Below are 14,412 nucleotides of genomic sequence, written 5' to 3' on the forward strand. Positions count from 1 at the left end.
TAAAGTATTTATATCTTAATTAAGTGTACCTCATAACAGACGGAAGTGCTGTATAGTAGGACTTAGGGAGTGGGGAGGAGGATTCCTATAGTAAAAACAGGTTGAAATTTTGAGAGATGTCAGGGTTTTATTATCTGTGGTTGTAATCATTTACTGGGCAAATATTATAAATTAATCTAGTTTTACTTATAGAATAGCCAAGTTATTATTGAATTATTTTAGAGATTTTCTGTATTGAAAGTTACTGTTTTAAACAATTTTAATGCTATGTTTATAGTCTGTTGTTTAGCGATTTATTGATGACTATGAGACTGCTTTTAGCATCTCATGCAATTGTTATATAATATGGTATAGTCGAAGAAAAATCAGGGATTTTGTGGCTCTTGTATTGTTGCTAAAAAAGGCACAAGGGTGACTATTTACCAAAATTTAGCATATTAGTAATTCCCCAATCCCGGACAGCAGTGTTTTCTACTATGATCACGCGAGAGCCAATGTGAGTTCAGGGAAATTTCGGGGGCTAACTTAAGATAATTTATTGTGCAGTCGCGCCTGTCAGATGATGATCTGCTGCTTAAATCCTGATTGCTCAAATCCCCTAAATCCTGAAGAAACGAAGTTATGCCGAACTTGTAGCACACCCTTGGTGCCACTTTTACGAAATCGCTTCCGTGTGATTCGGGTACTTTCCGATGAAGGGGGATTTGGCAGAACTTATTTATCCGAAGATACAGATAAACTGAATGAACGTTGTGTTATTAAACAATTAGCGCCAAAGTTTCAAGGAACTTGGTCGCAAAAGAAGGCTGTGGAGTTATTTGCTGAGGAAGCAAAGCGTTTACAAGAGTTGGGAGAACATCCACAAATACCGACTTTATTAGCTTATTTTGACCAAGATAATTGTTTGTATTTGGTACAACAGTTTGTGAATGGACAGAATTTGTTGGCGGAGTTAGAACGGCGAAAAGTTTATAGACATGAGGAAATTCGCGGTATTCTACTACATTTATTGCCTGTTCTCAAGTTTATTCATGATCGTGGTGTGATTCACCGTGATATCAAACCAGAAAATATTATCCGCCGACATGGTGACGGGCGATTAAGCCTGATTGATTTTGGTTCGTCGAAGCAATTAACGGCGAGAGTCCAGAGGAAGATGGGTACATCTATTGGTTCTCATGGTTATTCGCCGTTGGAACAGATTAGAGATGGTAAGGCTTACCCGGCTAGTGATTTGTTTGGTTTGGGGGCTACTTGCTTTCATTTACTGACTGGAATTTCGCCGTTTCAGTTGTGGATGGAGTATGGCTATGGTTGGGTAACTGATTGGCGAAAATATTTACGCAGTCCATTGAGTCAGGAGTTGGATTATGTTCTTGATAGACTGTTGAGTAAAGATTTGCAGCAGCGTTACCAATCAGCAGATGATGTTATTAGAGATTTGACTCCAAAAGAACTACTAGCATTACCCGCCGGTGGTAAGTCTTCTGCAAAATTACCAGTAACTCAGCTTGCATTTTTACCAGTTAAATATACTTTCCTGAAAACTTTAGTTTTGGTATGTGGGTTAATTCTGTTATTTGGGATTGAAGATGTTTGGTATCAGCAATATCGCCGTTTTCAAACTGTTTTATTTTCTCAGCTAAGTGAACATCGTAGTAGTTCGGCTGAGTCGGTTGTTGATTTGTCGGCTGATTTGGGTTTAAGGAATCTGACTTTAGATCAAGGGCTAGAAGGTCATGAACATTTGGTTTTATCGGTGGCTATTAGTCCGGATGGTGGGTTGTTTGCTAGTAGTGGCGATCGCCTGATTAAGGTCTGGAATCTAGCTACGGGAGAAGAAGTTGCTACCCTGAATAGTCATATCCACAGGGTAAATGTGGTGGCTATTAGCCCGGATGGAAGGACTCTTGTGAGTGGTAGTGATGATAGAACTATCAAAATCTGGGATCTGGAGACTAGTAAGTTAGTTCGCACTTTTTGGGGACATTCGGATTCGATTCAAGCCTTAGCTATCAGTCCGGATGGGATGACGCTGGCTAGTGGTAGCGATGATCAAACTATTAAACTCTGGGATATGTCCCAGGGAAGGTTAATTACAACACTGACTGGTCATACATCTTGGGTGCGTTCTCTGGCTATTAGTCCCGATGGTATGACTCTAGCTAGTGGTAGTTTTGACAAAACTATTAAACTGTGGGATTTGCAGAAAGCAGTTTTAATCGGGACTTTGGGGGAAGATGCGGAAACGGTGACGGATGTGGCTTTTAGTCCGGATGGTCTGACTCTGGCGAGTGCTAGCCGCGATCGCACAATTAAATTGTGGAATTTAGCTACAAAACAGAAAATTCAGACGTTACCAGAAAATCCGGCGACTGTGACAGCTATTGCTTTTAGTCAAGATGGAAGGACTGTAATTAGTGGTGGGCGCGATCGCATGATTAAACTTTGGGATGTGGTGACAGGTAAGGAAATGTTGACCCTGGTGGGACACGCTGATACTGTGACTTCCCTGGCTATTAGCCCTGATGGTCAGACTCTGGTGAGTGGTGGTGAGGACAACAGGATTATGATTTGGCGGGTATCGGAGGAGAACTAAATTCTATGTGACACCATTCGGGTCTTACCCCACTTCCCAGACTCCCCACACTTCCCACACTTCCCACACTCCCCACTCCCTACTCCCTACTCCCCACTCCCCACTCCCCACCTATACCGGAGTATCAATAATCGCGCCTCTAACTAAAATTACTGTACAGTCCACTCCAGAGGCGATCGCTTCGGGAATATTACCTTGTACTGCTTGCTGTAATAATCCCTCACGAGAAGCCCCAACTACCACCACATCATAACCTTCGGTTTTCACGAGGTTAATTACTCCTTCAGACACGGAATTAGCTTGGACGGGGATAGCTACTACATTGCTGGATAATTTGCGACGACGCATAAATATACGGGTAGCTTGTTCTAAAACTTTGAGATCCGGTTTTAATTGAGATGGTTTAAATACCTGAGTCAGCCGAATGTAGGGATGATTTCCCAATGTCACTAAGGCTGGTAATAATTTAATTGCGACTTTCGCATTTGGTCCCCCAGCCATTGTCACTAACCAGCGATTGAAGTAGGGAATGTTACCCAGTTTGATTAACATTACCTCACAGGTGGCTTGGCGAATTATCGTATCTACAACATTGCCAAATATCTTACCCGGAGTAGAGGTTTCACCTTTCCACCCCATTAAAATCAGGTTGATGTGTCTTTCTTGGATGGTTTCTAAGATGGCTTGGGCGGGATCGTGGGCGACTCTAATTTGGGTGTGTAAGGGAATTTTCCACTTTTTTGCTAAAACTTCGGCTTGTCTGAGTAAGCGGCGGCTTTTGGCTGTTCTGACTGGTGTTTCTGATGGGGAACTGTTGCGGGATACTAAGATGATTTGCACACATTCTATTTCGTAGTGGCGATCGCGGGCAATAGCTGCGGCCATTTGTAACAGTATGGCGGCGGTTTCGGGATTTGCTACTGGGACTAATAATCGACCTCTACCAATATTGGGCGATCGCGTTTGATAAACTACATAGGAAGGTTCCAGTTGTGATTCTGGAATCACGTTACCATAATTGAGATGTTCAGCCTGGGCGCGGATGATATCTGCACGAGTAATAATCCCAATTAATTTTCGCCCGTCCACCACTGGTAAACGGCTGATTTGATACCTATCAAGTAAATACAATACATGAGTCAGGTTATGCTGGGGTTTCACTGTCATCGGGGAGGGGATCATAATCTCCCTCAGTGAGACATTCTTGGGTGACTGTCTATTACTGAGAATGTAGGAATCACTATCCCGTTGGGTAACAAAATCTGATTGGGTGACAATTCCTACTAGTTTGCCATTCTCTACTACGGGAAAACCGCGATGATGGGAACGGGAAAATACTTGCATGGCTTCTTCCAACGTCATGTCTGCATCCAGGGTTTCGACTCGTTCCTGCATGACATCGTGGGCTGTTAACTTGGTTAATATGCCTTCAGAAGAAGCTGCTTTGGTAATTGTGATCCCTTTTAGTTCTAATAGTTTGTCATATAGGGAACCTGGGATAACTTTTTCCGAAACTAAGTAAGCGGCTACAGAGACAATCATTAGCGGTAGTACGAGATTGAAATCTGTAGTCATTTCAAACACAATCACAATGGCGGTAATTGGGACTTTAGAAACCGCACTAAAAAAACCTCCCATCCCGGCTAAGGCGTAAGTAGTGGGAGAATCTACTGGTAAGAAATAGGAGGCGGATACACCCACTAGGTGTCCTAAACAGGAACCTAAAATTAGACTAGGGGCAAATAACCCCCCAGGCGCACCGGAACCAAAGGCGATTAGGGTGAGGAGAAATTGGGAGACAAAGGCGATCGCCGCAAAGGATACATTAGCTTCACTAATAATCATATACTCGCGCAAACCCGCATAATTACGGAAAGATTCCGGCAGCATCACCACTAATAAACCCGATATAAAACCAGCTAACGCCATTTTCAGGGGTAAGCTGAGATGGAAAGATTGATAAATTTTGATACTAGCAATTACACCACGATTAAATAATGCACCCAGACACCCAGCTAAAATTCCCAACACTACAAAAAAGGGAATTTCTGGTAAGCTGAAATTACTAGAGTGTTGCATCAATTCCAGATTGAGTTGCAAAGTACCACCACCCAACAACCGGGATACTACACCACCAATAAAGGAAGCAATAATTGCCGTTCCTAAAGTCAGCCCGGATAAATCTTGCAGTAATTCCTCAATAATAAACAGTACACCTGTGATAGGGGCATTGAAAGCAGCTGCTAAACCCGCACCCGCACCCGCAGCAATCATCTGACGGCGATGATCTGGGGAAGTGGGTACCAAGTGACTCATTCCTGCTGCTAAACCCGCCCCGACGTGTACTGTGGGGCCTTGTCTCCCTAAAGCCATTCCGGAACCCAGGGTAATGATCGCACTGATTAACTTGACAATTGCGACTCGCCAAGACAAGCTCATCGGCACATTCGCCAAAGTCGCTTTAACTTGGGGAATCCCACTACCTGAAGCCTCTGGTGCTAATCTATCTACTAACCAGCCGGCAATAAACCCAAAGCTAAGACCAATGGCGGGTAAAATTAAGAATGCTGGGAAAACTTGGCTAGTCTGGACTCGTAATGTGCCTAACCATCCTGATCCTACTTTCAAGAATACCGCAGATAGGGCAGCCACCAGACCAATAATACAAGCTTCGGCGATCGCTAAACCTTTGCGCGGTTGTAACCAAGGGCGAAAGCGCTGAGTCAAATCAGAAAGCGCCATGATCATTAAAAATTAATCATATAAAAATCAGCTTTCACTATTAATATTCAACGCTGATGCAATATTTAATACTTTTTGCTAGTTGTAGACAATCCTTCTACTAACAGTGATGGAGTATAAAAAGACCCATTCCAATCAGCATCATTGCCTAATGCTACCAGTTCCTTGAGAACTGTATAAACATTACCTGCCACCATTGTATCTTTAACCCGCCCAATGATCTCACCATTCTTGACACGATAACCCAAATCAATATTTATGGAAAAGTCACCAGAAATACCGTTACCACCACCTAGCATTTGATCAATAATTAAACCATCATCCATAAGATGAATTAATTCTGATAGTGATACATCTCCGGGCTGAATTAAGAAATTATACAATTCCGGGGTGGGATAACTGCTGAAACTAGGGCGAAAACCGTTACCAGTGCTGTGAATACCGAGTTTTTTTCCAGTAGTGCGATCGCAGTAAAAATTTTGTAAAATTCCATCTTGAATAAATACTAAACCCTGAGTCGGAGTTCCCTCATCATCAAAGGGACAACTATAGGGGCCAGCCTGGGGATCTTGGTACAGAGTGAGACTAGATGACATCACTGGTGTACCTAAACGTTCCACCCAAGGAGAAGCCAATTCTAAAATCCGCTTACCATTTAAAGCTGCTTGTGCAGTCCCCCAAAGCATATCAGCCGCTTTAGAAGTAAATAACACCGGAACGCGACCAGTGGGGGGTGGGACATTTTCTCTGGACCAATCTAATCGCTGTAAAATTTGATGGGCTAATTTTTCCGGGTACAGAATATCCCGTTGAGTTTGTCCATCCGCCACACTTAAAAAATCATTCCCCCTCACCCATTCTGCTGACATATAGCAATTCAGGGTAGTATCATTGTAGTAACAATTTAAACCCCGACTATTAACAAGTCGAGTAGTTTCTACATCACATTCCCAATCACTGCTGCAAAGCACATCAGGATAAACATCACGGATGAGCGCAATAGCTTCTTTACCCCAATTGACCAATACTTCTGAGGGTACAGCTTGCCCGATGTCTGGATAAGATGCGTGAGAATCTTGGACTAACTCCACTGTTTCTGGTTGATTTAGCTGACTTAAAGCCAAAGCTCTTTCCACCATTGTTTGAGCATCGACAGTACCATAGGCTACCGTCAATCCTGGTCTACCCTTGCGCCACAGTCGTAGTGCTGTACCTTCAGATTGACTCGTTTCTAGCTGTTTGAGACGGTTAGCCTCAAAAAATACGGGGCGAGAAAGCGATTGCGATTGATAAACCTCCGCCGCTTCCGCTCCAGATTTGATAGCTAGTTCCAGCAGTTGTTCTGCTAGTGTATCTTGTGACAAGTTTTCAGAACCCATGACCCTCGGTGAATTGTGGATGGTGGATTTTGAGATGCATAACAATGAACGCAGATAATTATCGCAAATCATTGGTATCTATCTGCATTTAAAAATCACATTTGCCAATATATGCAGATGGAAGTAGACAATTCCCGACGAGGCAGGGGGAGAAGAGGCAGGGGAGCAGGGAGCAGGGAGCAGGGAGCAGGGGGGAAATTTTCCTAGTGCCTAGTACCCAGTCCCTAGTACCCAATCCCCAATCCCCAATCCCCGTAAGCCTTAAGCCAGATTAAAATCTTGTAGAAGCCAAAATCCCGTGAAAGACTCTGCTTGCGGATCAGACTGGACACCAATAAAATGCACTCCATTAGCTGCTTTTTTGGCTTTCTCATAACCTTTGGCTTCTGCTAAAGTTTGAGGACTTCTGATATTAGCCAAAATCCAACTTTCAGTAGCACCAGTTTCTAAAACCAATCTTTCCCCTTGTTTGGTGTCAAAATTCAAGCAAGCCAATTCCAAACCTGATAGCCACCCAGCGATGGGTAAAGCTCTAGGGGAGAAAATTAAAACACCAGGAATGCGAGTTTCAGGAGTGACATTAGCTAATTCTAGGGGAAAAGCTTCACCAAATCCAATCTCCCAATCTGGCATTTCTGCAAATTCAGCAGCCTGTAAGCTCACAAATGCCCACTGCTGACCTTCTAAAGCATCTGGTAAACGTTGGGGTAAAGGACTATCTAAACGTACTGAAGGATTAGTTCCCCCTTGATACCCTGGTTCTTGAGGATAAACCTCCTCCATACGCTGTTTCAGCCATTGATTGAGAACTAAAATGCGGCGGCTAGGTTGAGCGGGGAGACCCACATCCTGGCAAGCTTTAGTAATCATATTGCTCATTTGACGGCGAAAGAAGCGGATTTTGATTGGTGCTTCCCCAGCCTTGTCAATGGCTTCTTGTAACGCCGTCCGTAACCACACCGAATTTACTTCAGTGCTAGGACAATACTTGGCGTAACGAAATAGAGATTCCGGTTTTGTGCGAATATCCGAAGGACTTTCACAGACTAAGACTTCCCAAACTTTTTTCTGCTTTTCGTCCAATATGGGACGAGAGTAAAAATCGATTTCCCAAATACTACCCATGTTTTGCCGTGAGATTCTGGCGACTTGATATTTTCTTATCTTTTCATCATACGAGGGAATGGGGAATGGGGAGTGGGGGAAGAGGCAAGGGAGCAGGGAGCAGGGAGCAGGGGGGAGAAGACGTGGGGGAGGTGTGGGAGGTGTGGGAGAAAGATTTTTATTAATTTGGGACTAATCTGTGAGTGGGAAAAAGAGGACAGGATACCAGCTTTGACGCAATATTTCTGCCCCAAAACTCGAAACTAGCCATTCTTGGAGTTTACCTATGGTTCCTGAAGAGACGGCGATCGCACTAATATTAGCCATGACTGCTGTCTGTAAAACCTCGGTAACTGGGTTTCCTTCTTGAATGTGTGTCTTGACTTGTAAATTTACTGTCTCTAACTCAGCTTGAATCTGAGATAGCCTTTCCTCTGCTTGTTCTGGAAGGACTCTTCTCGGTGATTTGGAACTATTGTTATCCTCTAACACCCAGCAAAGCTCACACTCTTGGAGATATCTATCAGATTGCTGTTCAGCTAACTGTTTAACCTGTTGCAACACATAATTTGAGGTTTTAGTATCGTTATAGGGAATTAGCAAAGAGCGAAATAGATGCTGACACCGTAGGCTTAACTCTTCGGTGGTGTAAACAGACAGTAACTGAGGACGGATGACTAGTAAAGGTATTTTTGTTTGGCGGGATAAGTCAGCCATCGTACTACCCACTAGTTTCTCTGTAAGGATACTACGGCTCTGAGAACCTAATATAATCAGTTGAGAGTCATGGCTTTGAGCTACTTTCAGAATTGTATCTACTGCCTTACCTGATTGCACTTCTATTGTGACTTTCACATCGCTAGGACTTTCACCAATAGCTTTTGCCAGTTCGGTTTCAGCTTGTTCTACTTTCTCGTTATCCACTTTGGTAACAATTCCTTTTTCCCATAATGGCACGACGTGCAGAAACACAATTTCTCTGATTCCTGCTAGCTTCAGGCTGGAAGTAAACTGTGATAGACGCTGGAAACCGTCAGAAAAATCTGTGCAAATTAAAATTCGTTCAAACATAGATATTTAATAGATAATTTCAAGTATCGGATTTGCAGATTTTTGTCATCCACCAGAATTATGGTGTTGAAGTTTTAGTGGTTAAAAATGTATGGTTAATTGCTACAAATCTACTTACATTCTCTCACATTGTTGATCATTGTTTCAATATGCCTAAATTAAGAAAATTTCCAGATTCGGGAAAGCGATCGCTTGTAGTTTTTTGTCTCTAGGTATAAAGATCATGGTGATTTTTGCTCTTCTGCGCTTTGCACCAACTCAAGAAGGGTAGAATAGGTCTTATTTCTTACCGTCAACAGAAAAACTATGACAATGGATTCTACTCTCCAACGTGCATTTGCTCATGGCCGTGTATTGAAAGTGATTAGCGGCTTGAATAATTTTGACCGCGATCGCGTGGCTGCTACTATCAAAGCGGCTGAACTGGGTGGTGCTACTTTTGTGGATATCGCCGCCGATGCTGCTTTAGTGCAGATGGCTAAAAAGTTGATTAATTTACCAGTTTGTGTTTCCGCAGTGGAACCAGAAAAGTTTGTGGAAGCTGTCAATGCTGGTGCAGATTTAATTGAAATCGGTAACTTTGATAGTTTTTACGCCCAAGGACGCAAATTTGAAGCGGAGGAAGTTTTAGCCCTAACTTACCAAACCCGCGCCCTGTTGCCAGAAATTACCCTATCTGTGACTGTTCCCCACATCCTGGAACTAGACCAACAGGTACAGTTAGCGGAGGAATTGGTAAAAGCCGGGGCTGATATTATCCAAACTGAAGGCGGTACTAGCAGCCAACCTGCACACCCCGGAACTTTGGGATTAATTGAAAAAGCAGCCCCCACCTTAGCAGCAGCTTATGAAATTGCTCGTGCAGTTTCTGTACCTGTACTCTGTGCTTCTGGTATTTCTAGCGTTACCGCACCCCTGGCGATCGCCTCTGGTGCAGCTGGTGTTGGTGTTGGTTCTGCAATTAATCAACTCAACAGCGAAGTAGCGATGATTGCTGCTGTCCGTGGTTTAGTTGAAGCTTTGGCTACTGCTAACAGCCGCGCGATCGTTTAACTGGGGATTAGGGATTGGGGATTGGGGATTGGGGATTGGGGATTGGGTATGAGAAAAACCCCTGTTCCATTAGTAGAGACGTTGCATAGAACATCTCTACAGGGCTTGTGAATGGCTCACTCCAAACTATCTTTCAAGGCATAAATCACTTGATCTTGCTGTTCCTGTGTCAGTTCTGGGAACATGGGCAAAGATAGAACCTGGTGACAAGTTAATTCAGCTACTGGTAATTGTCCTGGCTGATATCCCAGGTTTTTATACACTGGCTGCAAGTGTAAGGGGTGGGGATAGTAAACCATTGAATTTACTCCCCTTTCTTGCAGTTTATTTCGCACTGCATCTCGGTGAGTGGCGATCGCACCATTTCGCCCCTCAGTTAATACGCGAATAGTATATTGATTCCAGACACTCAACCCCCCGGCTAATTCTTGTGGTGCAACAATACCGGGAATTTGACTGAGAAATTGTTGGTAATAAGCGGCGATCGCTCTCCGTTGACTATTCCAAGTATCGAGATAACGGAGTTTAATTTGCAGAATCGCAGCTTGCAAACTATCCAAACGACTATTTACACCTATTTCTTCATAGTAATAGCGGTTTTTCTGCCCATGTTCCTTGATTACTCGCAGTTTCGCCGCCAACTCTGGCTCATTAGTGGTAATGGCTCCACCATCACCGCAACCACCTAAATTCTTGGTAGGGTAGAAACTAAAGCAACCAATATGTCCGATGCTACCCACTTTTTGATGATTCCAACTTGCACCTGTGGCTTGGGCGCAATCTTCTATAACTGCTAAATTGTGGGCGTTCGCTATAGCCATCAGCGCTGTCATATCCACAGGTTGTCCAAATAAATGCACCGGGATAATAGCTTTAGTTTGAGGTGTAATTGCTGCGGCTACTTGCTGCAAATCTAGATTAAAATTATCACTGTCAATATCAACAAAAATTGGTTTTGCACCCACAGCACTAATCACTTCGGCTGTGGCTACAAAGGTAAAGGGTGTGGTAATTACTTCATCACCTGCACCAATTGACAAAGCCCGGAGAGCCAAGTACAGTGCATCAGTCCCAGAGTTACAAGCTATGGCATGGCTGACATTGTGATAAGCCGCAAACTGTTGTTCAAAGTTTTCTACCACAGGGCCGCCAATATAACGCCCAGAAGCTAAAACTTCTAAAACGGCTGCACTCACTTCTGCTTCAATATGAGTATATTGTTGTTTAATATCAAAGGCAGGAATAGAATTTAGGCTTTGGATCATGAGTTTTCATTTTATCTAAAAATACAAAGGATGCTCTACGACTGCTCATTTTTGCCCTCGTTTATTTTTATTAAAAACCTTGGCAAAGATTGTCGCCCCAAATCAGCATCAACTTGGGTTTTTACGGAAATTATTTTATGGACAAGGATACCATTAGTAGGCAGAAAAATTGATAGATATAAATCAAGATCCCAGAGTTGGAATTAAAGTTCCAAGTATGCTTGCTATTGCATGGGGAAAACTTGGAGAAAAAAGTGCCATGGGACAGAAATATTTTAATATTTTCCGGTGAGTATAATGCAAGATTTAATTAAGCTGGATGTAGTTGATTTAGCTTTGGCTGTAGGATTGATGGCGATCGCCATTGGTTTATCAGCTTGGGAAAAATTAGGCATAGAGTTGAATTTAGCGATCGCTACAGGCAGAACTATCTTACAACTACTCGTATTAGGGTACGTTTTAGACTTCATCTTTGCTTTAAACAATGTTTGGGGGGTTTTGGCGATTTTAGCCATAATTTTCACTATGACAGCAATTGTTGCCCGAAATCGCATTAGTCCGAAAATTCCCCAGGTTTTACCCTTGGTTGGGGGAGCAATTTTTATCAGTACCACCCTGACAGTTCTTTATACTAACTTCCTAATTCTGCAACCGGAAAGATGGTATGAACCTCGTTATCTAATTCCCCTAGCGGGAATCGTCTTAGGTAATGCGATGAATGCAGCTGCGATCGCCGGGGAACGTCTGGTAAGTACCATGAACACCCAGCAGGTAGAAATAGAAACACACTTAAGTTTAGGTGCAACTCCCCAGCAAGCAGTCAACCAGTATCGCCAAGAAGCCATCAAAGCCGCATTTTTACCGACTCTCAATCAAATGATGCTCATGGGGATGGTAGCTATTCCCAGTATTACCACTGGACAGTTAATTGCAGGAATCACGCCTGTAAATGCTGTAGCTTACGAAATTTTAATTATTTTCATGGTGGCGATCGCTAATTTGCTGACAACCATCTTAATTACCAGAGGTTTATATCGTCAGTTCTTCAATTCCGCCGCCCAGTTGGTGAGGTAAGCCAGAAAGAGGCAGGGGGGCAGGGTGCAGGGTGCAGGGGGGAGAAGACGGTAACTTTCGACAAATGACAAATGACCAAAGACTCAAATTTATAGTACAAACCGTAGTAATATATACATTATTTTCGTTATTTACGAAGACCCTGGCACAAAAAATTAACAGGAAAAAATAAAGTATGGCAGATAATACCATAATTATTCCCTTTAAACTTTCTGACGGCAAAATAGTTGAAGTAGAAGTTACGCCTATAGGAGAACAACCTGTTTCGGCTGAAACCAGAGTCTTTCAACAAGCCACCGGAATTATTAAATCCATTGCTGAAGATGTCGCAGGTACATTAAAAGACATTAGCGATACAGTCAAACCAGATAAATTTAGCGTCAAACTAGGTTTACAAATTGGAGTTGAATCAGGAGAACTAACCGCTTTAATTGTCAAAGGTACAGGCACAGCTAACCTGGAAATTACGATGGAATGGGGTAAATAAGAGTTATTTTTCTCACATCTAGTATAATCTTTCCATCCAGATGCTGTGTGAGGGCAATTAATGGCCAAAGAAGACGATTTACAACGCTGTACGGTACGGTTGAACTTTGCCAGTAGTCAGGGAACAGGTTTTTTTGTTGCGCCGAATTTGATTCTCACCTGCGCCCATGTAGTTCAATTCGCTAAAGATAACCCGGTTCAGGTATTCTGGAAGGCAGAAGACCAGAATTACACAGCTACGGTTACGCAATTATACGAATCTCCTATTGATTTAGCTTTGCTGAAATTACAGGGAGATTGTTGGACTCATCCCTGTGTTGAATTGGATAGCACAGAACCCAATATTAACGATAATTGCTATATTTTCGGTTATCCCAAAAGTAGGGGCAATGATTATTCTCAGGGAGATTCGGCTAGCTTTAGATATGAAGGAATCAGTTTTAAACAGGAGATTATTCTCTATAAGTTAAAGCAAGGGCAAGTTAACTCAGGCTTTAGTGGTTCGCCTTTACTAAATTTACGAACAGGAAAAGTTTGTGGCATTGTACATCTTTCTCGTGATGAAAGTAGCGATTTAGGGGGGCGGGCAGTTTCGGCTCAAGTTATTCAAGAAAAATTTCCAGATATTTTCAGACAGAATCAAGAATTTCATCAACAAAAGCCCAAAGGTGAAAATCCCTTTGAATATGGTCTTCCCGTTCCTCCAGAACGTTTTTACGGACGGAAGAGAGAGATTTTAGAGATTAAAAACCGGATTGGTGCAATTAGCCCTCAATGTATCAATTTGGTAGGATTGCGACGCAATGGAAAAAGCTCTCTACTGCAATATATCAAAAAAAGAATCACCGAATTTTGTTCTGATACACAAAAGCCTTTAGTTGTTGATTTGGATTTAAGCAATAGGAATTTTAATACTCCAGAGGGGATTATTGAAGGTTTAAGGCGAGGGATTCACAGACTAACGGGGAATTATCCTTGGTTAAAGGAAGATAATCAAGATGGCTTTGCAGTAGAAGATGGCTTACAGGTTTTAGTAGATGAAGGGTATCGTTTAATTATTTTATTGGATGAGTTTGAAGCTATAGCTAGTAACAGAGAAAGATTAGAATTGTTTCAGGATTGGGGAGAAGATTGGCGTGCTAAAGCTTCTGCTGGGTTATTAACAATGGTCATTGCCAGCAAACGCCCTCTTAATGAAGTTTACGAAACCTTGAGTTTGGGTTCTCCTTTCGCCAATATTTTCAGTACAACTATTTTAGGCGCATTAGAGGAGCAAGCGTGGCAAAGCATTATTTATAAAGGATTTATGCCTAATTCTGGGTTATGGGAATGGGTAGATGAGTTAGCAGGAGGGTTGCCCTATTATGTGCAGATGGCAGGGGCGATGTTGTGGCAAGATGAGAATCAAGAAATAGCTAAAAAAGAGTTTAGTTTCCAAGCCCAGCCTCGTTTTCAAGAACTTTGGAAAGATTTAACCGAAGTTGAACGTTTAGCATTGCGTTATCAGTTGGGAGGGGGCAATTTACCTAGTCCTGATTTTGCAATTGTAGATAGCCTTCAGCGTCATGGGTTATTACGAAAGGATGGCAGTTTATTTAGCAGTATGTTTGCGGAATTTGTGAAAGGTCAAAAATAAAGC

At 42.6% G+C, this 14,412-nt stretch carries 10 protein-coding genes; 5 read left to right on the forward strand and 5 right to left on the reverse strand.

Translation table 11 applies throughout. The features are described 5' to 3' along the window. The first annotated feature begins 562 nt into the window (after nucleotides 1-562). Nucleotides 563-2,599, forward strand: coding sequence for a protein kinase domain-containing protein (locus tag ACM0OP_RS05795; protein WP_414527500.1), 2,037 nt, complete (start codon nucleotides 563-565; stop codon nucleotides 2,597-2,599). A 111-nt stretch (nucleotides 2,600-2,710) separates the two neighbouring features. Here the strand turns inward: ACM0OP_RS05795 and ACM0OP_RS05800 are convergent, their stop codons facing one another. The 4 genes from ACM0OP_RS05800 to ACM0OP_RS05815 form a co-directional block, all read right to left on the reverse strand. Beyond that, on the reverse strand, nucleotides 2,711-5,341 hold the full coding sequence (locus ACM0OP_RS05800; protein ID WP_414527446.1) for a chloride channel protein: 2,631 nt from the start codon (nucleotides 5,339-5,341) through the stop codon (nucleotides 2,711-2,713). A gap of 65 nt (nucleotides 5,342-5,406) precedes the next feature. Beyond that, nucleotides 5,407-6,720 (reverse strand): TldD/PmbA family protein, encoded by a 1,314-nt coding sequence (locus ACM0OP_RS05805; protein ID WP_414527447.1) that lies wholly within the window; start codon nucleotides 6,718-6,720, stop codon nucleotides 5,407-5,409. A gap of 261 nt (nucleotides 6,721-6,981) precedes the next feature. Then, nucleotides 6,982-7,845, reverse strand: a complete 864-nt coding sequence (locus ACM0OP_RS05810) for a Tab2/Atab2 family RNA-binding protein (protein WP_414527448.1) — start codon at nucleotides 7,843-7,845, stop codon at nucleotides 6,982-6,984. Between the two features lie 171 nt (nucleotides 7,846-8,016). Continuing rightward, a complete protein-coding gene (locus ACM0OP_RS05815) occupies nucleotides 8,017-8,895 on the reverse strand; it encodes a universal stress protein (RefSeq protein ID WP_414527449.1) in 879 nt (292 codons plus the stop codon). Nucleotides 8,896-9,201: 306 nt separating this feature from the next. Between ACM0OP_RS05815 and ACM0OP_RS05820 the strand changes: the two genes are divergently transcribed. Then, the gene (locus tag ACM0OP_RS05820) at nucleotides 9,202-9,948 is read left to right on the forward strand and encodes a DUF561 domain-containing protein (protein WP_414527450.1); all 747 of its coding nucleotides are present in this window, start codon (nucleotides 9,202-9,204) and stop codon (nucleotides 9,946-9,948) included. Between the two features lie 116 nt (nucleotides 9,949-10,064). Here ACM0OP_RS05820 and ACM0OP_RS05825 read toward each other — a convergent pair whose 3' ends face one another. Beyond that, a complete protein-coding gene (locus ACM0OP_RS05825) occupies nucleotides 10,065-11,213 on the reverse strand; it encodes a DegT/DnrJ/EryC1/StrS family aminotransferase (RefSeq protein WP_414527451.1) in 1,149 nt (382 codons plus the stop codon). A gap of 297 nt (nucleotides 11,214-11,510) precedes the next feature. Between ACM0OP_RS05825 and ACM0OP_RS05830 the strand changes: the two genes are divergently transcribed. The 3 genes from ACM0OP_RS05830 to ACM0OP_RS05840 all read left to right on the forward strand — a co-directional run bounded on the left by ACM0OP_RS05830 (nucleotide 11,511) and on the right by ACM0OP_RS05840 (nucleotide 14,409). Beyond that, nucleotides 11,511-12,287 (forward strand): ABC transporter permease, encoded by a 777-nt coding sequence (locus ACM0OP_RS05830; RefSeq protein WP_414527452.1) that lies wholly within the window; start codon nucleotides 11,511-11,513, stop codon nucleotides 12,285-12,287. A gap of 175 nt (nucleotides 12,288-12,462) precedes the next feature. Further along, nucleotides 12,463-12,774, forward strand: a complete 312-nt coding sequence (locus ACM0OP_RS05835) for a CU044_2847 family protein (protein WP_414527453.1) — start codon at nucleotides 12,463-12,465, stop codon at nucleotides 12,772-12,774. Nucleotides 12,775-12,834: 60 nt separating this feature from the next. Continuing rightward, the gene (locus tag ACM0OP_RS05840; protein ID WP_414527454.1) at nucleotides 12,835-14,409 is read left to right on the forward strand and encodes a trypsin-like peptidase domain-containing protein; all 1,575 of its coding nucleotides are present in this window, start codon (nucleotides 12,835-12,837) and stop codon (nucleotides 14,407-14,409) included. The last annotated feature ends 3 nt before the right edge of the window (nucleotides 14,410-14,412 follow it).

The organism is Nodularia chucula CCY0103 (assembly GCF_963923915.1).
Classification (GTDB): Bacteria; Cyanobacteriota; Cyanobacteriia; order Cyanobacteriales; family Nostocaceae; genus Nodularia; species Nodularia chucula.